This is a genomic window from Aerococcus sp. 1KP-2016, assembly GCF_002252085.1.
In the GTDB taxonomy this organism is placed as follows: domain Bacteria; phylum Bacillota; class Bacilli; order Lactobacillales; family Aerococcaceae; genus Aerococcus.
The window spans coordinates 1-25,254 of sequence record NZ_NEEY01000005.1; the positions used below are offsets into that span (position 1 = coordinate 1).

Below are 25,254 nucleotides of genomic sequence, written 5' to 3' on the forward strand. Positions count from 1 at the left end.
GGCTTTATGCCATCAATCATATGTTTTTTCACTCCTTCTCTGATATCTCTTCTCATTCCTATTCCACTCCAATTCTATAGGGGATAAGAAGAGTATATAAAAAATGTAGGAAAACCAACAATTTTACATTGTCATTTTCCTACATTTTATAACTGTTCTTTACATCTCAAGCGCATTTTAAATGTTGCGTTATATACTTATTTACTATGTTTGATTTGTGTATTATCTAAATCAGTTCGAACAACCAGGACGTCACATGGTGCATTACGAATCACATATTCAGAGACAGAACCAATAAATAGGCGTTCCACGGCATTCAGACCAGTGGCACCTAGCATGATTAAATCAGCTTTATAGTCACCTGCCAAGCTATGGCAAAGTTGGTATTTGGCCGAACCATAATCTAAAACCGTTTCGACATGTTCAATACCTGCTTTGTGGGCAGCTTCTTTATATTCATCGAGCATCACTTTAGCTCTGCTAGTAATTGCTTCAGGGATTACTTCATTATACATGTTCGTCGTCTGGAAGGCGGAGGTATCGACAATGTGGGCGACAATTAAAGTAGCATTGTTCCGGCTAGCTACTGCTACCGCTTTCTTAAAGGCTAATTTAGATTCATCTGATCCATCAATTGGGGCTAAAATACGTGAATATTCTTGATACATTTTGCTCACGCTCCTTTCTTATATTATACCACTATGGATAAATATTGTAAGCGTTTAAGCTATCAGACAATCATAATTACCAAGTGGAATGTTAGAAATGAGCATACAAAAAAGGATGTAGCTAAAGCTACATCCCCCTAAAAATTTAATTTTATGGAAGAGCTCCGTTATGTGCCGTGACGAAATCTATCTGTATTGAACCCGCATTGATATACAGGTGGGAACTACATATCTACTTCGGCAGTCCTCGTGATGAGGCGTTACGTCCATAAACCTTGGCAGTTCCCTAGATAGCTAATTGTTCGGTCAACACATTGTAAGAAATCTCGAACACTACAGAGTAATTCTTCTTGTCATTATCATACATCTTTTTCTGCTAAAGTTCAAGTTTCTGCATCTGAATGCAGCTTATTTATTTTCCCGTTTACGTCTATTTTCTTCTAAAGCCCGTTCGTAATTGCCAGTACTACCAGCTTGGTAATAATGGCGACCAATTAAGGTATCTGGTAAGTATTGTTGACGGACCCAATGATTTGGATAGGCATGCGGATATTTATATTCAACACCATGCCCTAATTGACTAGCACCTTTATAATGCGCATCTTTTAAATGGGCTGGAATTAATCCTGCTTTACCTGAACGTACATCTGCCAGTGCTGCGTCAATGGCTTCAATTGCAGAATTAGACTTAGGTGATAAGGCGAGGTCGATAATCGCGTTTGCAAGCGGAATACGCGCTTCAGGGAAACCCAACTGGTTAGCAGCTTGCACGGCAGCTACTGTACGTTCAGTGGCACCTGGATTGGCTAAACCGATATCTTCATAGGCAATGACCAATAAGCGTCGACATAAAATTGCTAATTCACCCGCTTCAATTAAGCGAGCCGCATATAAGAGGGCTGCATCGACATCGCTGCCGCGGATACTTTTTTGAAAAGCTGAAATAACATCATAATGCATATCACCATCGGCATCATGTGAGAATGACTTCATCTGCATACTTTCTTCCGCAATGTCGAGTGTGATATGGATTTTGCCATCTTCACTTGCGTCAGTGGACTTCACACTCAGTTCTAAAGCATTTAGCGATGAACGGAGATCACCAAATGCGGCATGAGCGAAATGTTCTAAGGCATTGTCGTCTACAATTACTGAAAAATTGCCCAAACCACGTTCTTCATCTTCAAGCGCGCGTTTCAAGCCAAGCATGATATCTTCATCAGATAGGGGCTGGAGTTGAAAAATTTGCGTACGTGACCGAATGGCTGGACTCGTATTAATGAAGGGATTCTCAGTTGTCGCACCGATTAGCGTGATTAAACCCGATTCCAAATGGGGTAGTAAAAAATCTTGTTTTGTTTTATCAAGACGATGAATTTCATCTAGCAGTAATACGATACCACCAGAAAATTTGGCTTCATCGACCACAGCTTGCAAATCTTTCTTGCTGTCAGTGGCCGCATTTAATTTGCGGAAAGCATATTTGGTTGAACCAGCTATCGCAGATGCGATTGACGTTTTACCAATACCAGGCGGACCGTATAAAATCATAGAAGATAATTGTTTGGCCTTGACCATGCGGTGGATAATTTTACCTTCCCCAACCAAATGCCTCTGACCAATAATTTCTTCGATGGTGCGAGGTCGCATTCGATAGGCTAAGGGATTTTGTTGTGGCATGGTTTCGCCTCCTTTACATGAATGTTTTATCCAAATTGTACCATAATCACTGCAGTCCTGCGAATGTATGTTCTTATCAATAGAAGAATTGAGCTTCATAAATGGTCTCATAAGTGATTTAATGATAAAATGAAGCAAGCAGGTAATATGCATCGAGTTCGTCATAACGGTGCAAGCTTAGTAGAGTATATGAGGAGTTAGTGCAATATGGATTGGTTACAAACATTCATTCAACAAGCAGATATGAAACACGCCTTTAAGCAAGCGTCAATAGGAATTGAACGAGAAGGGCACCGCATCACACCAGATGGCGATTTAGCCTTATCTCCTCATCCTAAAAAAGTCGATGGTTCAACATCTGCTTTCTATATTCAACGCGATTTTGCGGAATCACAATTGGAGTTGGTGACCCCCCCTGCATATACATCGAGTGAAGTTTTAGAATGGTTGCAAGCAATCCATGAAGTGGCAATTGAATCCTTAGACAATGATGAACGGATTTGGCCATATTCAATGCCTCCTAAATTACCAAATGTTGACCAAATCAAAGTGGCAGACTTGGAAGATTTGGATGCAGTAGCCTACCGTGACTATCTAGTTGAAGCTTATGGTAAACAACTGCAGATGATTTCTGGTATTCACTTTAATATGCAAATTTCACCAGATTTTATTCATAAATTACATACAGAACTTATCGTCAAAAAGGGCGATACACGTAGTCTAAAAACCTTCCAATCAGACTTTTATTTACGATTAGCACGGAACTTCTTGCGCTACCAATGGCTACTGGTTTACTTATTTGGTGCAGCACCTGTAGCTGATGCATCTTTTTATCGTGACAAGCATGATACCTTTGAGGATGGACCCATTCGCTCTATCCGAAATTCACACCTGGGCTATATCAATAAGTCAGATGTTATCTTTACTTATGACAATCTAGAAGATTATGTCACTTATTTAGAAGAAAATGTGACAAATAAACATCTAATTGCCGAGAAAGAATTTTATTCAAATGTCCGTTTGAGAGGGGCAAAGAAAGCACGTTCATTACTCACAACAGGAATTAAGTACCTAGAGTTTCGTTTATTAGATATTCAACCGGATGCGCCATACGGTATCAAAGCTAGCGATATCGATTTTATGAAGTATTTCATCTTATATTTAATTTGGTCCGACAAAGACACCAATATGGATGAAGTGCGATACGGTATTCAAATGAAAACACAGGTTGCCGAGGAAGGTGCCTTTGATATGACTAGCATGCAAGCAGAGGGACGACTACTATTAGCCGATATGCAAGAGATGTTGCAAGCAATTGATGCCGACCAAGCAATTATCGATGTAACAACCCATATGCAAGCGCGTATTGAAGATCCAAGTTTAACGCCAGCTGCACAAATGATGACAGCAATGAAAGATACAGAGGGCTATTTACTAGCAGGTAAAACTTTTGCTGAAGAGTTATACCAATCAGCCTGGGAAAAACCATATGCGCTAGGTGGTTTTGAAGATATGGAACTTTCAACGCAAATTCTGATGTTCGATGCGATTCAAGAAGGGTATCAATTTGAAATTTTAGACCGTGACGACCAGATGTTGCGCTTTACTTACAAGGAACATCAAGAAATCGTGAAGAACGGTAATATTACAAGCAAGGATCCATACGTAGCACATTATGTAATGGAAAATAAAGTTGTGACGAAGCGCGTATTAGCTGAGGCTGGTTTTCGTGTGCCACAAAGTTTAGAATTTAAAGCGATTGACCAAGCCATGAAAGTGGCAGATTTATATGTGGCAAAAGCTTTTGTCATCAAACCAAAATCAACTAATATGGGATTAGGCATTTCAATTTTTAAACATGGGGCAAGTGCTGCAGAGTTTAAAGATGCTTTGGAGATTGCCTTTAAAGAAGATGGCGCTGTGTTGATAGAAGATTTTGCTTTTGGTACAGAATATCGTTTTTATGTACAAGACGGTAAAGTCTTGTCTATTGTCAATCGTGTTGGCGCTAATGTTATCGGTGATGGTAAATCTACAGTTGAAGAGCTTGTAGCGTTGAAAAACCAAGACAGCAAACGGGGGCACGATCACCGTTCCCCATTAGAGATTATTGCGCTTGGTGCGATTGAGGTTAATACATTAAGACAGCAAGGATATGATATTACAAGTATCGTACCAGAAGGTGAACAAGTATTTTTACGTGAAAATTCAAATATCTCAACCGGTGGAGATTCTATTGAGATGTTGGAAGATATGCATGATTCTTATAAGGAAATTGCTGTGAAGATGGCGAAGACGTTACAAGTGAATATTACGGGACTTGATTTAATGATTTTGGATATTCATGAACCAGCAACAGCTGATAATTATGCTTTAATTGAAGCAAATTTTAATCCAATGATGATGATGCATATTTACCCTGCATATGGTCAAGGTAAGCGTATCTCGAAAGAGTTATTACAATTTTTATATCCGGAAAAAACAAAATTTACAGGAGGAAAAGAATGAACGGCATCTATTTAGATTATGCGGCCACCACACCAATGGATCCAGAAGTCATTGAAGTTGTCGCAAAAGCCATGCAAGAAGATTTTGGAAATGCATCTAGCTATATAAGATAGGACGTGCATCAAAGCAAAAAGTAGAAGGGGTACGACGCTTAATTGCAGAGACTTTGAATGCAAAAGTCGACGATATTATCATTACCTCAGGTGGGACTGAGTCGAATGACTCTGCCATCTTGCAAACAGTTAATCGCTTAAGAGATAAAGGAAACCATCTTATTTCAACAGAGGCGGAACATTCTAGTGTATACCAAACCATGCGTCATCTTGAACGTCAAGGCATGGAAGTGACCTATTTACCGTTTGATGAAGAAGGACACATCGATTTTGATGCACTAAAAGCGGCGATTCGTCCTGATACGATTCTCGTTTCGATTATGGCAGGGAATAATGAGGTGGGTTCATTGCAAGATATCCAAGCAATTGGTGATTTATTGCATGAACGTGATATCTTCTTCCATACAGATACCGTCCAAACATATTTAAACGTCCCATTAGATGTAGAATCATTACATATTGATGCATTATCAATGTCTGCCCATAAGATTTATGGGCCTAAGGGTATTGGATTTATGTACTATCGTAATGCTACGGCTGACTATGCACCTTATGTCAAAGGGGGCAACCAAGAAAATAAAAAACGTGCGGGTACAGAAGCATTGCCATTAATTATAGGTATGGGCAAAGCCATCGAAAAACAATACAATAATATGGCTGGTCATCAAGCGCACCTAAATGAAATGCGAGATTACTTCTTAGCTGGTGCTAAGGAAAGAGGTATTGAATTACATATCAATGGTCCTCAAACGAGTGAATTAGCACATGTTTTAAATGTGTATTGGCCAAATCATCAATCTGATCAAGTGCTTATTAAGTTAGATTTACGAGACGCATATCTATCAGCTGGATCAGCATGTACCGCAGGCTCACTAGAACCTTCACGTGTATTAGTGTCAATGTATGGCGAAGATTCGCCACGAATTGCACAAAGTTTACGTATTTCATTCGGTGAACCCACAACGACAGAAGAAATTGACCAAATTTTAGATATCTTCGAATCTATTAAATAAATAATAGGGGGAAAAGAAATGGCATTTGCAAAAAAAGTACAATTAAAAGGTGCAACTAAAGCTTTTAAATTAGCAGATACAGTGAAAAAGTATACCTTACGTGACTATGGTTTCCAAGAAGGTAAGCAAGGTAATTTTGAATTTGAACGCGTGGTGAAACCAACCTTCAATGATAGTCGTGAAGTTTTATTCAAGATGAAAGTGTCCTCAGATTTAGAGGGCTTTACCATGAATGTAACGAATTTAAATGGCATGCAAGCGATCAATGTTTATAAGAATGATACCTTGCAACCTTTGAGAGAAGCCATTGAGCATTTACAAGCGGATCTTGTTGAACGTGGTGTACTTGAAGAAATTGCTTAGAATATAACGATATATAGGAGAAAAGTAAGCGTATCGCTTGCTTTTTTTTATATTGGGTATATACTTTAGACTTGTGATTTTATATCTACTATCAACCAGAAATACGACCTTAAATCGTAAATTTATGGCAGAAAGATGGTGATGTTGTGGTAGAAAATAATTCATCAACAAAAAAACCTAGAGTTGTTGTAGGAATGAGTGGTGGCGTTGATTCCAGCGTGACAGCTTTATTACTAAAAGAACAAGGGTATGACGTTATCGGTATCTTTATGAAGAACTGGGATGACACAGACGAAAATGGTTTCTGTACAGCGACGGAAGATTATAAAGATGTTGCGGCAGTAGCTAGTCAAATCGGTATTCCTTATTATTCAATTAACTTTGAAAAGGAATATTGGGAAAAGGTATTCACTTATTTCTTAGATGAATACAAACGCGATCGTACACCAAATCCGGATGTAATGTGTAATAAGGAAATTAAATTTAAAGCCTTTTTAGACTATGCATTAGAATTAGGTGCAGATTATGTAGCAACTGGACATTATGCTCAAGTTGAACGCGATGAAGATGGAAAAGTGCATATGTTACGTGGTGCAGATAATAATAAGGATCAAACATACTTCCTTAATCAATTATCTCAAGATCAATTACAACGTGTTATGTTCCCATTAGGTCACTTAGAAAAACCTGAAGTACGTCGAATTGCTGAAGAAGCAGGGTTAGCAACAGCTAAGAAAAAAGACTCTACAGGTATTTGCTTTATCGGCGAAAAGAATTTCAAAGAATTTTTAGGTAACTACCTACCAGCTCAACCTGGTAAGATGATTGCTGAAGACGGTACAGTAATGGGCGACCACATGGGCTTAATGTACTACACAATTGGCCAACGTAAAGGTTTAGGCATCGGTGGCGGTGGCCAAACAGATGATCCATGGTTTGTTGTAGGTAAAGATCAAGCGCAAAATGTATTGTATGTTGGACAAGGTTTCCACAACGATAAATTATACGCTGACTACCTAATGGCAAGCGATTTATCATTTATCGATGACGAATTTACAGCGAAATCTTTTGATTGTACTGCAAAATTCCGTTATCGCCAAAAAGATACACAAGTTCATGTGGATATCTTTGAAGATGGTAGTGCAAAAGTTACTTTTGCTGAACCAGTACGCGCAATTACACCAGGACAATCCGTTGTATTTTACAATGGTGCAGAATGCCTAGGTGGCGGTACTATTGATGCTGCATTTAAAAATGAAGCAGTCAAAGAACTACAATACGTTTAATTAGACATTTAACATATATTCAGACGATGCAATTCAATAACTAACATAATAGAGGCGTGATGTCATGGTCATGTCTCTTTTTGTTGTACTGGTAATAACAGTCTGTGGATTTTACCTTTCACCTGGGGTAGCTGTGGTATAATAGGCAGGATGATAAAAGTAAGAAAGGGGGAAATTGCCAGGATGGATATGGAGCAAACAAATGCGCCACAGGTGGATTATGTCATTGGTGAAGTAAAAGCAACCTTCTTCTTTAATGAAACAAATTTCTATAGGGTGATGTCGGTTTCGGTTGATGAGACCAATACCATGTATTCAGAAAACGAAATTGTCATGACTGGAAATTTCCCAACAATTCAAGATGGTACAACCTATTTATTTAAAGGAAAATTAGTAGACCACGCCAAATATGGTGTTCAATTCCAAGTGGTATCTTATGAAGCAAAACGTATTTCTTCTAGAGAAGGTTTAATACGTTACTTATCTTCAGAGCAATTTCCAGGTATTGGTGAAACATTAGCTAGTAGGATTGTAGATGCATTTGGTGAAGAGACGGTTGAAGTCATTTTAAATGAACCAGATCGTTTAAGTGTAGTAAAGGGGCTATCCAAAAAAACACGACTATTACTACATGAACGCATCAAAGCTCAACGAGGTAACGAGCAAGTTTTCGTCAAATTAGCAGAAATGGGCTTTTCATCCCGATTAGCAGCACAAATTTATGGTCTTTACCATAATGAAGCAATCACATTGATAGAAGAAAATCCTTATATTTTAATCGATGATATCCGCGGTTTTGGTTTCCAAAAAGCCGATCAAATTGCTTTAAATATTGGTTTTCCACTAGATTCACCTGTACGTATTGCAGGTGCGGTGACGTTCGTCTTGAACCACGCTACCTTCGAATCAGGGAATACATATGTGATGGAGCAACCTTTAATCGAAAAGACACAAGAGGTATTAATGCAAGGCCAAAGTCAATTTATTGACGGGGACAGCATTGCTGCTACCATTTCGGATATGAATGAAACGGGCCGCGTCATAGTATCTGAAGAGGGGCGGGTAGCCTTACCGACTTTGTATTATGCTGAAGTTGGCATAGCCAAAATGATGAGCAAGATGCAGCAACCACAATATCAACCCTCCTATCCTGGTGTTGATTTGGATGAAGAAATCAACAAATTAGAAGATGATTTTGGTATTCAGTATGGCAATGCCCAAAAGAAAGCCATCAAGGAAGCTTTAACCTCGAAGATGTTTATCTTAACTGGGGGACCAGGTACTGGGAAGACGACAGTACTGAATGGTATTGTGCATTTATATGCACGCTTGAATAATATTTCTTTAAATGTCGATGAGTATGATCCAGGTGCTTTTCCCATATCTTTAGCTGCACCAACAGGACGTGCAGCGAAACGAATGACAGAGATGATTCACTTGCCAGCATCGACAATTCACCGCTTATTGGGCTTAACTGGGGAAGAAGATGACCGTGACGATTCAGATGAATCTAATTTCCAATTAGAAACAGACTTGTTAATTATTGATGAAATGTCTATGGTAGATACCTGGCTAGCCTTTAAACTACTAACAAGTGTACCTTCTTTTATGCAAGTGATTTTTGTGGGCGATAAAGACCAACTTGCCTCTGTTGGACCGGGCCAAGTCCTAGCCGATTTATTATCTTCGCAAACGGTGAAAACAAGGGAGCTCGATGAAATTTATCGGCAAAAAAACCAATCAACAATTGTTCAATTAGCGCATGAAATTAAACAGGGCATTGTACCGAAAGATTTGATGGTGAATCAAGCTGATAGGTCATTTTTTAAGGTATATGCAGACCAAGTAGCCGATTTGGTAGCAATTATCGCTAAAAAAGCGATGCAAAAAGGCTACAATAAACGAGATATTCAAGTACTTGCACCCCAATATAAAGGTCAAGCAGGTATTAATGCGCTAAATGAACGGTTGCAAGCAACCTTAAATCCAAATATTGATGGTAAACGTAGAGAATTAGCCTATTTTGAACAAATTTTTCGTGTTGGTGACAAGGTGTTGCAACTGAAAAATCAAGCAGAAAAAAATGTTTTCAATGGTGATTTAGGTGAAATCGTAGCGATCTTTTTTGCCAAAGAAACGACCAACAAAGTAGATGAAATTGTCGTCAAATTCGACGAAACTGAAGTTACTTATGAACGAAATGATTTTGCTGAAATTACTTTGGCCTACTGTACATCTATTCATAAATCACAAGGGTCCGAATTTCCGATTGTAATTGTACCTCTAGTCCGCCAACATCACCGGATGCTGAAACGTAATTTACTATATACGGCGATTACACGGGCCAAACAGTCATTAATCATGTGTGGTGAACCGGATGCATTTCAAACGGCCATTCAAAATGTAGACGCCAGTCGTCAAACACAATTAAAGGATTTCCTGCTTGAAAGTAGTGATACCTTAGCGGAAATGGCTGAAGAGGGCATGGATTTTGTAGCAGAAACAGTAGCTGACGAAAGTAGTGATACAAAGAATACAGGGAAAAAACCGATGCATTATGGTCCGGTGGCAAGTGCAACAGATTCTTCAAATGAAGAAAAAGAATCATATTTGACGGCTGAATTGGTCATTTCTCAAAAGATTGATCCAATGATTGGTATGGCTGGTATCAGTCCGTATGACTTCTAGGTAGGATCTGGATAAAAACTTGACAAAAACCGCTATCTGTCAGTATAATTTGTAGGTAAATGGCCGGAATGCCAACAAGCAGAAAGAACCATATTTTATTGACCCTAAGCGAGAGTGATCAGGTGCAAGCACTCAACCAATAAAATGCTCTCTTTCTTTATTCAATAGTCGAAAGACTACGCGCTAGCGTTATCCAGCAACTAGAGAGGTAATGTAAACATAGCATTGCAAATGAGGTGGTACCGCGCATAGTCGTCCTCAATTTGCAGGGCTATGTTTTTTATTATAGGAGGAAAATATGAAACAATTAACATCAGCAGAAGTACGCCAATTGTGGTTAGACTTCTGGCAAACAAAAGGTCACAGTGTGGAGCCAAGCGCTTCTTTAATTCCAGTTCAAGATCCATCTTTATTGTGGATTAACTCTGGTGTAGCAACCCTTAAAAAATATTTTGATGGATCAGTTGTACCTGAAAATCCGCGTATTACCAACTCTCAAAAATCAATTCGTACCAACGATATTGAAAATGTTGGGGTTACAGCTCGTCACCATACACTATTTGAAATGTTAGGAAACTTCTCAATCGGGGACTATTTCAAAGCAGAAGTAATTCCTTGGGCATGGGAATTCTTAACTGATGAAAAATGGTTAGGCTTAGACCCAAGCAAGTTATATATGACTTACTATCCTGAAGATACTGAAACAGTAGCCTTATGGAAATCAACAACTGGTTTAACTGATGACCACTATGTACCAGTAGAAGATAATTTCTGGGATTTAGGTGCAGGTCCTTGTGGTCCAGATACAGAAATTTTCTATGACCGTGGCGAAAAATATCAAGACTTACCAGATGAAGACCCAGAAATGTATCCAGGTGGTGAAAATGAACGCTACTTAGAAATCTGGAATATTGTATTCTCACAATTCAATCACTTACCAAATGGTGAATATGTACCATTGAAACATAAAAATATTGATACGGGTATGGGTCTAGAACGTATGGTTTCAGTTATCCAAGATACACCAACTAACTTTGAAACTGATCTGTTCATGCCAATCATCGAAGCTGTTCAAGCTTTGGGCACAAAGGCAAAATATGGAGATACAAAATTAACGGATGTATCATTTAAAGTAATCGCTGATCATATACGTGCAGTTACCTTTGCTATTGGTGACCGTGCATTGCCATCTAATGAAGGTCGTGGCTACATTTTACGTCGATTAATTCGTCGTGCAATTATGCATGGTCGTCGTTTAGGAATCAAGGGCAATTTCTTAGCACAATTGGTACCAGTTGTTGCAGATATCATGGAAGCTTACTATCCTGAAGTGAAAGCAGATCAATCATTCATTCAAGATGTGATTGTGACAGAAGAAAACCGCTTTAATGAAACTATTAATGAAGGTGAAGCGATTATTGAAGAGGTCATTTCTAGTCTTAAAGCGGCACATGAAAAATTAATGCCTGGGGAACAAGCATTCAAATTATATGATACTTATGGTTTCCCATTAGAATTGACACAAGAATATTTAGAACAAGCAGGTATTGAAGTTGAATTATCAGGTTTTGAAAAATCGATGCAAGAACAACGCGAACGTGCACGTGCAGCACGTAAATCTTCTACGGGTATGGCAGTTCAATCAGATATTTTAGGTGAAATTGATGTTGATTCTGTATATGTTGGATATGACCAATTAGAAGTAGAAACACGTATCAATACAATCCTTGCTGATGATGCATTTGTCTCACTTGCACAAGCGGGTAGTGAAGTTTATGTAGTTGCAGACCAAACCCCATTCTACGCTGAAATGGGTGGACAAATTGCTGATACAGGTGTGATTGTAGACGAGAATGACCAATTGATTGGTAAAGTAGTAAATGTTGTTCGTGCACCAGGTGGTCAACACTTACATGAAGTTGTCTTGGAAGCGCCATTGGTATTAGACCAAACGGTTGTATTGAAAGTGGACCGTCGTCGTCACCATTCTATTGAAAAGAACCATACTGCGACTCATTTATTACACCAAGCATTAAAAGATGTATTAGGTGATCACGCAAATCAAGCTGGTTCATTGGTGACAGAAAACCATTTACGTTTTGACTTCTCTCACTTCGGTCAAGTTACACCGGATGAATTAGTTGAAATGGAAGCAAAAGTTAACCAAGCAATTGCAGATGCTTTCCCAGTTGTTACAACTGTCACAACTATTGATAAAGCAAAAGCAGCTGGTGCTCAAGCATTATTTGGTGAAAAATACGGCAATGAAGTGCGTATGGTTGATGTAAACCATTGGTCAATCGAACTTTGTGGTGGCACGCACGTCGCTAATACAGCAGAAATCGGTGTATTCAAAATCACTTCTGAATCTGGTATTGGTGCCGGAGTTCGTCGTATTGAAGCAGTTACTTCTTTAGCTGCTATTCAAGAATACCAACAACAAGAAGCAATTCTAAAAGAATTAGCAGAAGGTTTGAAAGTGAAGAAATTCTTTAATTTAGTAGGACGTTTTGCACAATTTAGAGAAGAGCATAAAGAAACTGTACAGCAATTAGGTGCATTACGTGATAAAATGAATGCGCAAGCAGCAGGTCAAATTTTTGATCAAGTAGAAGAAGTGGGCGGATTAACCATCATCGCGCAAAATGTACCAAATTGTTCTATGGATGATTTACGTAAAATTGCGGATGAATGGAAACAAAAAGCATCTTCTGATGTGTTAGTATTAGCAACATCAGCGGAAGAAAAAGCAAACTTGCTAATTGCGGTAAGCCCTAAAGCAATCGAAGCTGGCGTTAAAGCCGGTGACATGATTAAACAAGTAGCACCAAAAATTGGTGGTGGCGGCGGTGGCCGACCAGATATGGCTCAAGCGGGTGGTAAAAATCCAGCTGGTATCGCCGATGCACTTGCGTTTGCAAAAGAAATTATTGCTAAATAGTGGCGATTTCTTGTTAATACTTGTATAATTCGGTAAACTATAGATAATATTTGGAGGTGTTCTGATGACTAATAAAGATGAAACAGTCCTATTTAATTTCGGTGATAACAACGAAAAAGGCGTCAAAGAAACATTAGAAATCGTTTATGATGCATTGAAAGAAAAAGGCTACAATCCAGTAAACCAAATCGTTGGGTACTTACTATCTGGTGATCCAGCTTATATTCCACGTCATAACGAAGCACGTAATATCATTCGCTATCATGACCGCGATGAAATTCTTGAAGAGTTAATCGTGAACTACATGAAACAATCTGGGCGTAATTAATGCGATACATCGGACTAGATGTGGGTTCTAAAACAGTAGGCATTGCTGTCTCAGACCCATTTGGGTGGACTGCACAAGGGATAGAAATCATTCCGATTGATGAAGAAAGTGGCAATTTTGGTACCGACCGTATGGCGGAATTGATTAAAGAGTATGAGGTAGAAGCCGTTGTGATTGGCTTACCCAAAAATATGAACAATTCAATTGGTCCCCGAGCGGAAGCTTCACAAAAATATGGTCAATTAATGATAGATACCTTTGGTTTGCCAGTATATTACCAAGATGAACGTTTAACGACCGTTCAAGCGGAACGGATGTTAATTGCGAACGATGTAAGTCGTAAGAAACGCAAAAAGGTCATCGATAAGTTAGCTGCAGTACTCATTTTACAAAATTATTTAGATGCCCACCCATCGTAATGGTGTATAATAGATTTTTACCTAGATTTTAAATTTAAAGGAGATTAACACATGACTGAACATCACGACCACGAGCATGATCATTTACATGACCACGATCACGAACATGACCACGCAGACCATGAACATATTACAATCGTAGACGAAGAAGGTAACGAACAATTATTCGAAATCTTGTTTACGTTTGATTCAGAAGACTTTGGAAAATCATACGTTATCGTATATCCAGCAGGCGTTTCTGATGACGAAGGTGTAGAATTACAAGCCTTCTCATATGTAGAAAGTGGCGACGGCTACGAAGGTCAACTGAACCCAATCGAAACTGAAGAAGAATGGGATATGGTTGAAGAAGTATTAGCAACATTTATCGAAGATGAAGATTTATAATCTGTCGCTTTAAGTAAATGTCAATAAAAGAGAGAAAGCATCCAATTGATTTTGGGTGCTTTTTTCATGGAAAAAACGAAATAAATAATTGATGAGAAGAGTGGAAAATACTTGTAAATGAAATCATCAAGAGATAGAATGTATCCATAGATAAATTTCATCCATGAATGGAGGGTATTCAATGAAGATGAAAAGTGGGGTTGAACAAGCCCTTTGTATAATGATTATGCTGGCAACCCAGGCCGATCACCGTCCCATAAAAAGTACAATTTTAAGTCGGCGTCTTGAGGTGTCTGATTCATACCTGAAAAAAATCATGCGTTCTTTGGTGGTTTCAGGTTTGGTGCATTCTATAGCTGGTAAGGATGGCGGTTTTGTATTAAAGAAATCACCTAAAGATATGACGATGTTACATATTTATGAAGCGATTGAGGGCAAAGAAAGTTTTGTTCGACCAACAAATTTAGCAGAAAAAGTATTTTTACATGCTGATAAAATTAAGAATAAAAAACGCGAAGTATTAGATGTATTTTCTGATGCTGAGCAATTATTTAAACAACGATTACAAAAATATACACTTGAATCATTATTAATGGCAGGCACTAATGAAGTGAATGTTATAGATTGGGAATCAATTGTTACTTCTAACGAAAAAGAATAAGAATGGACGTGTGCTACTTTGATTAAGCAAGAATGGCAATCAATATTTACAAAGAAAAAAATGATCATTATTTTACTAGGGATAGCTTTTATTCCTTCGTTATACACAGTAATTTTTTTGAGTTCTATGTGGGATCCATATGGAAAACTTGCGAATTTACCAGTAGCCGTTGTGAATGAGGACAAGGCAGTTCAATATAATGATGAAAACTTAGCAATAGGGGATAATTTAGTGGATGAGTTGGAAAATTCAGATGAAATGGATTTTGAATTTGTGTCAAAATCAGATGCTGAGGCTGGATTAAAAGATGGTGATTACTATATGGTCATCACCATTCCCGAAAATTTCTCAGAAAACGCCACGAGCTTACTTGAAGATGAACCCAAACAAATGATCTTAAATTATGAAACCAGCGCGGGACATTCTTATATTGCCTCCAAGCTAACCTCTTCTGCAGCTAATACGATTAAGGATTCCGTATCTAGCGAAGTGACTAAAATATACGCGGAAACAATTTTTGCACAATTACAAACTGTGGCAGATAAAATGCAAGATGCTGCGGATGGTGGTAGTCAAATTAAAGACGGTGTAGAAGAAGCTGCAGATGGAAATGCTACAATAACAGAAAATTTAAACACTTTAGCATCATCAAGTCTAATTTTTGCTGATGGAGCAGATAGCTTAGATGTTGGTTTAAACACATATATTGATGGTGTCAGTCAAGTAAACGAAGGTGCTACGGCTTTAAACGAAGGTACCAGTCAATTAACAGATAGTATGCCTGCCTTGACATCGGGCGTAAGTCAATTGACTAGCGGTGCAGGCGATTTAGCTGATGGTAGTGCTACTCTAAGTGCTGGGTTAACTACTTTGTCTGATAATACAGTGACATTAGCAGATGGCGCTAATAGTTTGAACGATGGCATGGTGCAATTAGCTGAAGGGAGTCAGGCTTTAACAGATGGCTTATCACAATTAAATGCGAGTCTAACAAGCGAAGAACAGGCTGCGAAAATAACAGCTTTACAAACTGGATTAGATCAAATGAAATCAGGTTTAGATAATTTAGATAGTAGTTTACAGAATTCAAGTTTAGCTGGAGACTTATCAGATGTTACTGGCCAATTAGAGACATTATCGACTGCAATGGCAGATGTGCAAACACAATTGACCAGTATTGTAGCAGTTAGTGACCCAGCTAGTAATACAGAAGCTGTTTTAACAGCAATTGAAGCAAGCGGGGCTGCATTAACGCCTGAACAAGAGGCTGCAGTTAGTACGGCTGTTGCAAACCAATTTACGACAGTGGCCACTACTCAAGCGGGCTCAGTTCAAACGATTTCTACTGATTTATCGTCTCTATCTAGTTTGCAAGACGTTGATGTTACGGCAATTGGTAGCCAGATTGCTAATTTACAAGCAAGTGTTCATCAATTAACTGAAGGGTATGATGCTTTATATGATGGTACCAATACCTTAATTGATGGCGTTAACCAAGTGGCATCTAGTAGCGATACCTTATTAGCGGGCGCACAGACACTGGATGCTGGAATAGATCAAGCACAAAGTGGTGCTACTGCATTAGCTTCAGGTATGAGTCAACTGAATGACGGTACCCAAGAATTGAATGCGGGTGGTTTATCACTAACAGATGGTTCTAATCAATTGAGTGAAGGTCTAAATACATTGAATAGCCAAACAGGCACTTTGGCTGATGGCGCCATTCAATTGCAAGCAGGTACACAAGCCTTGGCTGATGGTACTGGCCAACTAGTTGCTAATAGTGGTCAATTAACTGATGGTACTAGCCAACTTGCAGATGGTGCAGGGCAAATTGCAGATGGGGCAGATCAATTGGCGAATGGATCACAAACATTAGGTGACGGCCTAGGCACAATCGCTGATGGTACATCTGAATTAAGTACACAGTTAGCGAATGGTAGTCAAACGCTGAACGAAGTTGATGCAACTGACAATACGTATGACATGATGGCAGAACCAGTCGACACTAATCAAACTGAAACCGCACCAATTCCAAATAATGGTACAGGGATGGCGCCATATATGATGTCTGTTGCTTTATTCATCGGTGCAATTACCCTAAATCTAATGTTCGATAGTTATACACCTAAAGGTCGCCCTAAAAATGGCATCAGCTGGTGGGCAAGTAAATTCTCTGTGTTGGCAGTGGTTGGTATTTTACAATCCTTGATTATGGTATTTCTATTACATACAGTGAATGGTTTAGAAACATTTTCTATGAGTAAAACATTACTCGTAACGATAATAACGGCCTTAACTTCAATTTCGATTGTCATGTTATTTAATTTATTGTTTGATAAAATTGGCTCTTTCATAATGTTAATTTTCTTGATTTTACAACTGTCAGGTTCAGGTGGTACCTATCCAATTCAATTGTCAAATCCATTCTTTGAAGCGATCCATCCCTACCTACCAATTACTTATTCTGTAGATGCCTACAGACAATTATTCGGTATAGGTGGTAGCATACGCACTGATGTATTTGTTTTAACGTCAATTCTGATTGTGTTCACGCTTTTAATCATTCTCTTCTACACTATAAAGTACAAGAAATTGAAAGCAAATGACTTTAAGACGCAAGCAGCAGTGTAGTGCAATTTTGTTAAAAACACGGTTAGGGGAATGTTACCTTACCGTGTTTTTTGATGTAGATTCAATTGCAGTCGGATTTCACATCCTGTCTGACCGCTCGTGCTCACATTCTGTAGTTGAGTTCGACAAAGCTGTCCCTTGCCCACTTCAAAATAGTTTGCGTCACATTTCATGTGCCACGGCACTATTTCTCCAGTGGTTAGGGCCAAAGCGCTTTTTCTCACCTCCTGTTCAATATTACAGTTTTTTTACGTTTGTTGGTTTTTACCAACTTTTATGTTGTTATTTTGGCTGTTCATGTATAATGGTTATATTAGTTTACTAGAAGAGGAGTCGCTATATGTCTAAGAAAGCGCGTGAAGAATTTTACGAGAAACAAAAACAAATTGATAAGAAATCAAATGGGACGGCTTCAAAAATCACTATGTGGGTGATTCTTGTGTTTATTGGCTTGTTAGTGGTTACAGGGTTATCATTAGGGTTCATGGCTATTCAAGGTGGCTTTGGTAGTTCGGATGAAACTGTTGAAGTGGAGATTCCAGAAGGCTCAACTGCATCTGATATAGCTAAGATTTTAGATGATCAAGGGATTATTTTTAATGATTACTTGTTTGTAACTTACCTAAGATTAACTGGTGAAGATGCAATTGAAGCAGGGACCTATACATTAAATAAAAACTTAGGATTCCAAGAGGCTTCAAATCAATTACAGCAAGGTGCAACAATTGAAGTGGCTACGCTAGCAATTCCAGAAGGTAGTTCATTAGAAGATATTTCGCAAATTATTGCAGATACTATGGGATTAGAACAAGCAGATGTTCTTACACAGATGACAGATGAAAGTCTATTCAGTGACTTGCTAGCACAGTATCCTGATTTATTAACGGATGTTTCTGAGAATGAGGATGTTCGTTACAAATTGGAAGGATATTTATATCCTGCAACCTATGAATTAGATTCATCAGCAACAGTTGCTGATGCAGTTACTATGATGGTTTCAGAAATGGAAAATATTCGCCTACAACATACGGCAGATATCGAAGCTTCTGGTTTAACTTTCCACGAATTTTTAACTTTAGCATCTTTAGTTGAAGCGGAAGCATCAACCAAAGAAGATCGTGAAATGATTGCAGGTGTGTTTAATAACCGATTAGCAATTGATATGCCGATTCAATCAGATATTTCAGTTTTATATGCGAATAATACACATTCTGCATACGTGACAAATGAGGATGCAGCTGTAGATTCTCCATATAATCTATACATTAATACTGGCTTAGGCCCTGGACCATTTAATAATCCTGGTCTTGAAGCGATTGAAGCCTCAATGAACCCAACTGAATCTAACTACCTATACTTTGTAGCGGATTTAACAACAGGGGAAGTTTACTACTCTGAAACATATGAAGAACATGCGGCGCTTGTTGAACAATATGTAACAGAAGCAAACGCAGATTTATAATATATACACATAAAACATAGAAAATAGCTTGAATTTACTTGCAATTAGGAGAATTTTTCTCTATATTTAATAGCAGTGAATTTGAGCTAATTTTTTGAATATTAGGAAGGTGTGTTTTTTTATGCGCAAACCAATTATTATTGGTGTAACAGGTGGTACAGGTTCTGGTAAGACGACTGTAACGCGTAAAATTATGGAAGAATTTGGAGATGTAAGTTTAGCTTATATTCCTCAAGATGCTTATTATAAAGATCAAAGTCATTTAACGATGGATGAACGTGTGAAAACAAATTACGACCATCCATTAGCATTTGATACAGAGTTATTAAACCAACATATTACAGCTTTATTGAATGGCCAAGCAATTCAAATGCCTGTATATGATTTTACACAACATAACCGTAGTACAGAAACAATTACAGTAGAACCAAAAGAAGTCATCATTATCGAAGGAATCTTAATCTTCTCAGATAAAGACTTACGTGATTTAATGGATATTAAAGTTTTTGTTGATACAGATGATGATATCCGTATCATCCGTCGTATTAAACGTGATATGGCTGAACGTGGACGTTCATTAGATTCTATTATTGATGCATATACAACAGTTGTAAAACCTATGCATGAGCAATTTATTGAACCAACGAAAAAATTTGCGGATATTATTATTCCTGAAGGTGGATCCAATAATGTTGCCATCGATTTAATGACAACTAAAATCCGCTCCGTATTACCAGCTGATTTAAATATTGAAGAATAGAATTAATTTTAACAATATTATATAAAGTGTATTGCAAAATATGCATTTCCATGATATTGTGTTCCTATTAATCTTTTTTGGTTAATAGTACTATATATGTTGTTAGGAGAAGAAGTATGGCAGAAGAGACATATCCAATGACCCAAGAAGGTCTTGAAAAGATTCAACATGATTTAGAAGAATTAAAAATTGTTAAACGTAAAGAAATCGTAGAACGTATTAAAATTGCACGTTCATACGGAGATTTATCAGAAAACTCTGAATATGAAGCAGCAAAAGATGAACAAGCTTTTGTTGAAGGTCAAATTCAAAAATTAGAAAAAATGGTACGATATGCTAAAATTATCGATCCTAATTCAGTAGATGAAGGAATCGTATCTTTAGGTCGTAAAGTTACATTTATCGAATTGCCAGATGGTGATGAAGAAGTTTACTCAATTGTTGGTCGAGCAGAAGCAGATCCACTAGACGGCAAAATTTCTAACGAATCACCAATTGCACGTGCCTTAATTGGCAAACGTGTTGGTGATGAAGTGTCAATCGCTACACCAGGCGGAGACATGACAGTTAAAATTACTAGCGTTGATGCTATCTAATCGTATAATCAAGCGAGTGCACACTTTCCATTGGAGGGTGTGCACTTTTTTTTGTAACTAGACGTGCTTTCATGCAATCATTTAGAATTTTCCGACTAAAGCCGCATGTATTTTTACAGTGGATGGATTACCATTAAAGCATAAAATAAGATAAAATGGAGATATCAAAGAAAGAATGGCGGGAAGTTATGAAAAATCGATATTTGATTTTTGCGTGTTTTGCTGTGCTAATAATTATCACAGGTCTATTTGCCTTACCGCAAAATATTTTTTTGTTTGCGCTTGGCTGCTTCTTATTAGCAATAGCGGAACGTGTAAAATTGCATGAAAGTCAAAATAATCAAAATCGGCGTTTGGAAAATGCATTATTAGTAGCGACTGGGTGTTTTTTCATCTTTATGAGTATTATTACACTGAGATATGTTAGTGGGATTATTGTGACATTGATTGCAATCGCTTTGTTCTATTTTACATTTGTCAAAACGCATGAACGTAAAGATTCAAATAAATTAGCAGTACGTCAAACAAAAATAGTGGCTGCTGAAGACGGTCAAAAATATGATAAACCTTTTTTACAATTCGAACAACTTTTCAACAAAGAACGATACGGAGAAACGATATATGCTTGGGAAGATACGGAAATGTATTATCTCTATGCCAATAATTTTATCGATTTTGGTTCGACCATAGTGCCCATGGGTACGAATGTTGTTGTGATTAATCAAGTATTTGGGCAAACAAAAGTTATTGTCCCGGAAGGCGTAGGCCTCTCACTGCATGCAAATGGTTTCCGAAGTGAAATTTCTTGGAACGGTGATATAAGTGTTTTAAATAATGAACGCCGTAATCTTCAAACTGAAGAATATGAAAAAGCTAATCGTAAAATATATTTACAAATTTCCCAAGGTTGGGGGCGTATTGAGGTGATTTTCCTATGAAAGGACGTCGCTTCTTAGCTATATTTTTAACTATATGGGTATCCTTGTTATTATCGAGTGTAATTGCAAATTTAGTCATCAATATTGCTGCTGGGACACTCAAATTGCAGTGGCATTATCAGTCGTTCTTACAGATGTTCATGCCGCTCATTAGTGTATTGTTTATTCTTATAGTGATTGCGTTTATCGCCACCATCATTTTATATTTGTTTCTTTTCAAGGATGAAGGATTGCTATTGGCTAAATTACGCGCTTTACAGCAACGGAAATATGATGATCCGGTATTAATTCAAACTTCAGATAGCATCTATTTATCAGAAGATGTCGAAATAGCATTGAAGAAAATCCGTGAATCTGGTCAAAATATGGAAGTAGCCCTGCAAGCGAAAACGGTGGCTGATGAAACAAATTCCCAATTAGATCGCAATGAATTAGTGAAGCAGGAACGCCAACGGATTGCCCGTGAATTACATGATTCAGTCAGTCAACAGCTATTTGCTATGACCATGCTTTTATCAGCTATTCAAGAGCAGTCTGAGGGAATAGATCCGGTTAATCAACAATTAATCGCTAAAGTAGCAGATATGGTTGATCAAGCCCAAGCAGAGATGCGTGCTTTATTGTTACATCTACGACCAATCTCCCTTACTAATCAATCCTTGGCCAAGGGGATTGAGCAACTATTTAAAGAATTAGAAACGAAGGTCAAAATCAATTTCGAAGCCAGCGTAAATGATGTTCAATTATTACCTGAAGTTGAAAATCACCTATTTCGAATTGTTCAGGAGTTGCTATCAAACAGTTTGCGTCATGCTAATCCCACTATTATCGAATGCCAATTATACGAAAAAGACCGCAACATTTATTTGCGTTTTTCTGATGATGGGGTAGGTTTTGATATGGAAAAAGAGGTAAGTAACAGCGGTGGTTATGGTTTGAAAAATATTCGTGAGCGCGTGGCTCAATTAGGTGGTACTGTGAATGTGATTAGTTTTATCAATCAAGGGACCCTGGTACAAATTGTAGTTCCTAGACAAATGGAGGAGAGCAATGATTAGTGTTTTATTAGTGGATGATCACGAAATGGTCAGATTAGGTGTGAGCACTTATTTATCAACTCAAGCAGATATCGAAATCGTAGGTGAAGCCAAAGATGGTCTAGAAGGCAAAAAAATGGCCCTAGCCTTACGTCCAGATATTATCTTGATGGATTTGGTTATGGATAATATGGATGGCATCCAGGCTACCCAGGAAATCCTGGCTGAATGGCCTGAGGCCAATATTTTAATTGTTACAAGTTTCATAGATGATGAAAAAGTGTACCCTGCAATGGAAGCAGGCGCTAAGGGCTATATTTTGAAAACATCAGCTGCCCATGAAATTGCTTCTGCCATACGTCGTACGAATGCAGGTGAATCGGTCATTGCACCAACCGTAAACGACAAATTAATTGCCCATGAAGTAGCAGCCAATCAACATCATCTCCATGATGATTTAACGAGTCGTGAGCGTGAAGTATTACAACTCATTGCGGCAGGTAAATCAAATCAAGAAATTGCGGATGAATTATTCATCACACTGAAAACAGTCAAAACGCATGTATCCAATATCCTTAGTAAATTAGCAGTAGAAGATCGAACACAAGCAACTATTTATGCTTTTCAAAACAACTTAGTGAAATAATGGTACACAGAAAAGGCTGAATCAAGCAATGCTTGGTTCAGCCTTTTTATATAATGAATAATCAATCTTAGACAGGCATTACGACAGCCATAATCATCGGATTACGTTTCGTACGTTTGTATAAGAAGGGTTGGAGCGCATTTTGCATTGCGTCACGTAAAATCTTTTCATTTACTTTCTTACCAGAATTTAGATGACCAATGACAGTTGTTCGAATTACTTTTTGCGCATCTTGAATTAAGCCAACAGATTCTCGCATATAGATAAATCCACGAGATACGATATCTGGGCCAGCGAGCAATTCATTCTTAGCAAAGTCTACTGAAACAACTGCTAGCACTAAACCATCTTCAGAAAGGTTATGACGGTCACGTAAGACGATATTACCAATATCACCAATACCTTTACCGTCTACATAGACAGCCTCACCAGGGAAGCTACCAGCACGGCGAGCAGACTCTTGGGTTAGTGCAAGGACTTCCCCATTCTTCATCACAAAAATATTCTCACGAGGAATACCAACTAATTCAGCTTGGTCCGCTTGAATACTTAACATACGGTATTCACCATGGACAGGCATGAAATATTTAGGTTTCATCAATGTTAACATTAATTTTTGTTCTTCTTGACTACCATGACCAGAAGTATGGACATTATTCACTTTACCGTGAATAACTTCAGCGCCAGCTCTAATAATTGGTTGATCACACGGTTAACACTCAAAGTATTCCCTGGAATAGGGCTTGAAGAGAAGATAACAGTATCATCAGGTTGAATTGAAATTTGGCGATGTGTACCGTTGGCAATACGAGATAAAGCAGCCATTGGTTCCCCTTGAGAACCTGTACACATAATCAATACTTCATTAGCAGGGTATTGGTTGATTTCACTACCTTGAATGAAAGCATCTTCACCTACATTGAAGTAGCCAAGCTCAATTGCATTTTTAATCGCAGATTCCATTGAACGTCCAAAGACAGCAACCTTACGACCTTGCGCTACTGCTACATCAATTGCTTGAGACAAACGAGAAATATTTGATGCAAATGATGCAAAAATAATACGGCCGTCGATATTTGAGATGATATCAGATAGTGATTCACCAACTACACGCTCAGATTTTGTAAAACCAGGTACTTCAGCATTTGTAGAATCTCCTAATAGTAGTAGGACGCCTTCTTCCCCGATTTGAGCCATTTTATGGATATCAGCTGGTTTCCCTACAGGTGTGAAATCAAACTTGTAGTCCCCAGTGAATACGATGTTTCCTGGTGGTGTTTTGACTACGATCCCCATTGCATCTGGAATAGAGTGAGTTGTACGGTAGAAAGAGATTGAAGTCTTTCTGAATTTGATAACTGAATCTTCATCAATGATGTGCAATTCAGCATCACGTAGCAAACCGTGTTCTTCCAGTTTGTTTTTAATCAAGGCCATAGCTAATTTTCCAGCATAGATAGGAATATTAATTTGTTTTAATAAGAAAGGAATACCACCAATATGGTCTTCGTGACCGTGAGTGATGAATAATCCCTTCACTTTTTGTTCATTTTGAATTAAGTATTGGTAGTTAGCGATAACATAGTCAATACCTAGTAAATCGTCTTCTGGGAACTTAACCCCAGCATCTAATAATAGTATTTCATCTTGAAATTGGATACCGTAAGAGTTCTTACCGATTTCGTCTAATCCCCCAAAGGCGAAAACGCCAACTTCATTGTTTTTTATGTCGACTTTCATTAATTAGAAAGCTCCACTACTTTGAAGTCTGGATTTTGTTGTTCATACTCTAAATGAGCACCTTCAAGAGGTTGGATAAACTCAACTAGATAGGGGGTTTCTTCTTCTAGATAAGCACGTACCTCACGTTTAGTTTCTGCTTGAATATACATAGTATGTGTTGATTCACGACGTGGAACTTCTTGACGTGAATTTTGATAAGTTACTTTAAAAATCATTGTATGCTCCTTTTGTTAATTTATTAGAAATGTGATCTTACTCGCTTATACCATTCTAACATATTTCATATTGCTTGCGCACTTTTTTGTAGAATTTTACCGTAATGGCACGCTTTCATATCAGGAATTTTCAATTTATGCTAAAATAAGCCTGAATAAGGCTTGGGG

20 protein-coding genes, 1 other RNA gene and 1 pseudogene are annotated in these 25,254 nt (G+C 38.0%); 17 read left to right on the top strand and 5 right to left on the bottom strand.

The window, feature by feature from the left end:
* Positions 1–197 precede the first annotated feature (197 nt).
* From B9P78_RS01850 to B9P78_RS01860, 3 genes are all read right to left on the bottom strand, one after another.
* Entirely contained in the window at positions 198–668 is a 471-nt protein-coding gene (locus B9P78_RS01850) for a universal stress protein (protein ID WP_094517884.1), read from the bottom strand.
* 157 nt (positions 669–825) lie between these two features.
* Positions 826–1,013: non-coding RNA, 6S RNA (gene ssrS / locus B9P78_RS01855), on the bottom strand.
* Positions 1,014–1,076: 63 nt separating this feature from the next.
* Positions 1,077–2,348: a replication-associated recombination protein A gene (locus B9P78_RS01860; RefSeq protein WP_094517885.1), complete on the bottom strand. Its 1,272-nt coding sequence runs from the start codon at positions 2,346–2,348 to the stop codon at positions 1,077–1,079.
* Positions 2,349–2,555: 207 nt separating this feature from the next.
* Here B9P78_RS01860 and gshAB point away from each other — a divergent pair, with 207 nt between their 5' ends.
* From gshAB to B9P78_RS01945, 17 genes are all read left to right on the top strand, one after another.
* Complete coding sequence (gshAB, locus tag B9P78_RS01865) at positions 2,556–4,856, top strand: bifunctional glutamate--cysteine ligase GshA/glutathione synthetase GshB (RefSeq protein ID WP_094517886.1); 2,301 nt, start codon at positions 2,556–2,558, stop codon at positions 4,854–4,856.
* A 166-nt stretch (positions 4,857–5,022) separates the two neighbouring features.
* Entirely contained in the window at positions 5,023–5,982 is a 960-nt protein-coding gene (locus tag B9P78_RS01870) for a cysteine desulfurase family protein (RefSeq protein ID WP_233487649.1), read from the top strand.
* Between the two features lie 18 nt (positions 5,983–6,000).
* Entirely contained in the window at positions 6,001–6,345 is a 345-nt protein-coding gene (locus B9P78_RS01875; RefSeq protein WP_094517887.1) for a hypothetical protein, read from the top strand.
* Between the two features lie 194 nt (positions 6,346–6,539).
* Positions 6,540–7,631, top strand: a complete 1,092-nt coding sequence (gene mnmA / locus B9P78_RS01880) for a tRNA 2-thiouridine(34) synthase MnmA (protein ID WP_094517938.1) — start codon at positions 6,540–6,542, stop codon at positions 7,629–7,631.
* 183 nt (positions 7,632–7,814) lie between these two features.
* Positions 7,815–10,319, top strand: a complete 2,505-nt coding sequence (locus tag B9P78_RS01885) for an ATP-dependent RecD-like DNA helicase (protein WP_094517888.1) — start codon at positions 7,815–7,817, stop codon at positions 10,317–10,319.
* Positions 10,320–10,617: 298 nt separating this feature from the next.
* Complete coding sequence (alaS, locus tag B9P78_RS01890; RefSeq protein WP_094517889.1) at positions 10,618–13,260, top strand: alanine--tRNA ligase; 2,643 nt, start codon at positions 10,618–10,620, stop codon at positions 13,258–13,260.
* 64 nt (positions 13,261–13,324) lie between these two features.
* Positions 13,325–13,588, top strand: coding sequence for an IreB family regulatory phosphoprotein (locus B9P78_RS01895; RefSeq protein WP_094517890.1), 264 nt, complete (start codon positions 13,325–13,327; stop codon positions 13,586–13,588).
* A complete protein-coding gene (ruvX, locus tag B9P78_RS01900; protein ID WP_094517891.1) occupies positions 13,588–14,007 on the top strand; it encodes a Holliday junction resolvase RuvX in 420 nt (139 codons plus the stop codon). The genes B9P78_RS01895 and ruvX overlap by 1 nt, the downstream gene beginning before the upstream one ends.
* A gap of 51 nt (positions 14,008–14,058) precedes the next feature.
* Positions 14,059–14,394 carry a DUF1292 domain-containing protein gene (locus tag B9P78_RS01905; RefSeq protein ID WP_094517892.1) on the top strand — a complete coding sequence of 112 codons (336 nt, stop codon included), beginning with the start codon at positions 14,059–14,061 and terminating at the stop codon, positions 14,392–14,394.
* Between the two features lie 181 nt (positions 14,395–14,575).
* Entirely contained in the window at positions 14,576–15,055 is a 480-nt protein-coding gene (locus B9P78_RS01910) for an Rrf2 family transcriptional regulator (RefSeq protein WP_094517893.1), read from the top strand.
* 18 nt (positions 15,056–15,073) lie between these two features.
* Positions 15,074–17,689 (top strand): YhgE/Pip domain-containing protein, encoded by a 2,616-nt coding sequence (locus tag B9P78_RS01915; protein WP_094517894.1) that lies wholly within the window; start codon positions 15,074–15,076, stop codon positions 17,687–17,689.
* A gap of 340 nt (positions 17,690–18,029) precedes the next feature.
* Entirely contained in the window at positions 18,030–19,151 is a 1,122-nt protein-coding gene (mltG, locus tag B9P78_RS01920) for an endolytic transglycosylase MltG (protein WP_094517895.1), read from the top strand.
* 121 nt (positions 19,152–19,272) lie between these two features.
* Positions 19,273–19,911 carry a uridine kinase gene (udk, locus tag B9P78_RS01925; protein ID WP_094517896.1) on the top strand — a complete coding sequence of 213 codons (639 nt, stop codon included), beginning with the start codon at positions 19,273–19,275 and terminating at the stop codon, positions 19,909–19,911.
* 116 nt (positions 19,912–20,027) lie between these two features.
* Complete coding sequence (gene greA, locus B9P78_RS01930; RefSeq protein WP_094517897.1) at positions 20,028–20,507, top strand: transcription elongation factor GreA; 480 nt, start codon at positions 20,028–20,030, stop codon at positions 20,505–20,507.
* Positions 20,508–20,695: 188 nt separating this feature from the next.
* Complete coding sequence (liaF, locus tag B9P78_RS01935; RefSeq protein ID WP_094517898.1) at positions 20,696–21,445, top strand: cell wall-active antibiotics response protein LiaF; 750 nt, start codon at positions 20,696–20,698, stop codon at positions 21,443–21,445.
* Complete coding sequence (locus tag B9P78_RS01940; RefSeq protein ID WP_094517899.1) at positions 21,442–22,503, top strand: sensor histidine kinase; 1,062 nt, start codon at positions 21,442–21,444, stop codon at positions 22,501–22,503. The genes liaF and B9P78_RS01940 overlap by 4 nt, the downstream gene beginning before the upstream one ends.
* Positions 22,496–23,128 (top strand): response regulator transcription factor, encoded by a 633-nt coding sequence (locus B9P78_RS01945; protein ID WP_094517900.1) that lies wholly within the window; start codon positions 22,496–22,498, stop codon positions 23,126–23,128. Before B9P78_RS01940 ends, B9P78_RS01945 begins: the two co-directional genes overlap by 8 nt.
* 67 nt (positions 23,129–23,195) lie before the next feature.
* On the opposite strand, the pseudogene rnjA reads toward B9P78_RS01945, so the two are convergent.
* Positions 23,196–24,868, bottom strand: a pseudogene (rnjA, locus tag B9P78_RS01950) (ribonuclease J1).
* Complete coding sequence (locus B9P78_RS01955) at positions 24,868–25,086, bottom strand: DNA-directed RNA polymerase subunit epsilon (RefSeq protein ID WP_094517901.1); 219 nt, start codon at positions 25,084–25,086, stop codon at positions 24,868–24,870. Before B9P78_RS01955 ends, rnjA begins: the two are co-directional and overlap by 1 nt.
* Positions 25,087–25,254 lie beyond the last annotated feature (168 nt).

Coding starts and splice junctions, on each gene's coding strand:
- udk (WP_094517896.1), top strand. CDS start 19,273: ATGCGCAAACCAATTATTATTGGTGTAACAGGTGGTACAGGTTCTGGT.
- gshAB (WP_094517886.1), top strand. CDS start 2,556: ATGGATTGGTTACAAACATTCATTCAACAAGCAGATATGAAACACGCC.
- B9P78_RS01860 (WP_094517885.1), bottom strand. CDS start 2,348: ATGCCACAACAAAATCCCTTAGCCTATCGAATGCGACCTCGCACCATC.
- mnmA (WP_094517938.1), top strand. CDS start 6,540: ATGAGTGGTGGCGTTGATTCCAGCGTGACAGCTTTATTACTAAAAGAA.
- mltG (WP_094517895.1), top strand. CDS start 18,030: ATGTCTAAGAAAGCGCGTGAAGAATTTTACGAGAAACAAAAACAAATT.
- B9P78_RS01875 (WP_094517887.1), top strand. CDS start 6,001: ATGGCATTTGCAAAAAAAGTACAATTAAAAGGTGCAACTAAAGCTTTT.
- B9P78_RS01940 (WP_094517899.1), top strand. CDS start 21,442: ATGAAAGGACGTCGCTTCTTAGCTATATTTTTAACTATATGGGTATCC.
- liaF (WP_094517898.1), top strand. CDS start 20,696: ATGAAAAATCGATATTTGATTTTTGCGTGTTTTGCTGTGCTAATAATT.
- B9P78_RS01955 (WP_094517901.1), bottom strand. CDS start 25,086: ATGATTTTTAAAGTAACTTATCAAAATTCACGTCAAGAAGTTCCACGT.
- B9P78_RS01850 (WP_094517884.1), bottom strand. CDS start 668: ATGTATCAAGAATATTCACGTATTTTAGCCCCAATTGATGGATCAGAT.
- B9P78_RS01895 (WP_094517890.1), top strand. CDS start 13,325: ATGACTAATAAAGATGAAACAGTCCTATTTAATTTCGGTGATAACAAC.
- alaS (WP_094517889.1), top strand. CDS start 10,618: ATGAAACAATTAACATCAGCAGAAGTACGCCAATTGTGGTTAGACTTC.
- B9P78_RS01885 (WP_094517888.1), top strand. CDS start 7,815: ATGGATATGGAGCAAACAAATGCGCCACAGGTGGATTATGTCATTGGT.
- greA (WP_094517897.1), top strand. CDS start 20,028: ATGGCAGAAGAGACATATCCAATGACCCAAGAAGGTCTTGAAAAGATT.
- B9P78_RS01945 (WP_094517900.1), top strand. CDS start 22,496: ATGATTAGTGTTTTATTAGTGGATGATCACGAAATGGTCAGATTAGGT.
- ruvX (WP_094517891.1), top strand. CDS start 13,588: ATGCGATACATCGGACTAGATGTGGGTTCTAAAACAGTAGGCATTGCT.
- B9P78_RS01910 (WP_094517893.1), top strand. CDS start 14,576: ATGAAGATGAAAAGTGGGGTTGAACAAGCCCTTTGTATAATGATTATG.
- B9P78_RS01905 (WP_094517892.1), top strand. CDS start 14,059: ATGACTGAACATCACGACCACGAGCATGATCATTTACATGACCACGAT.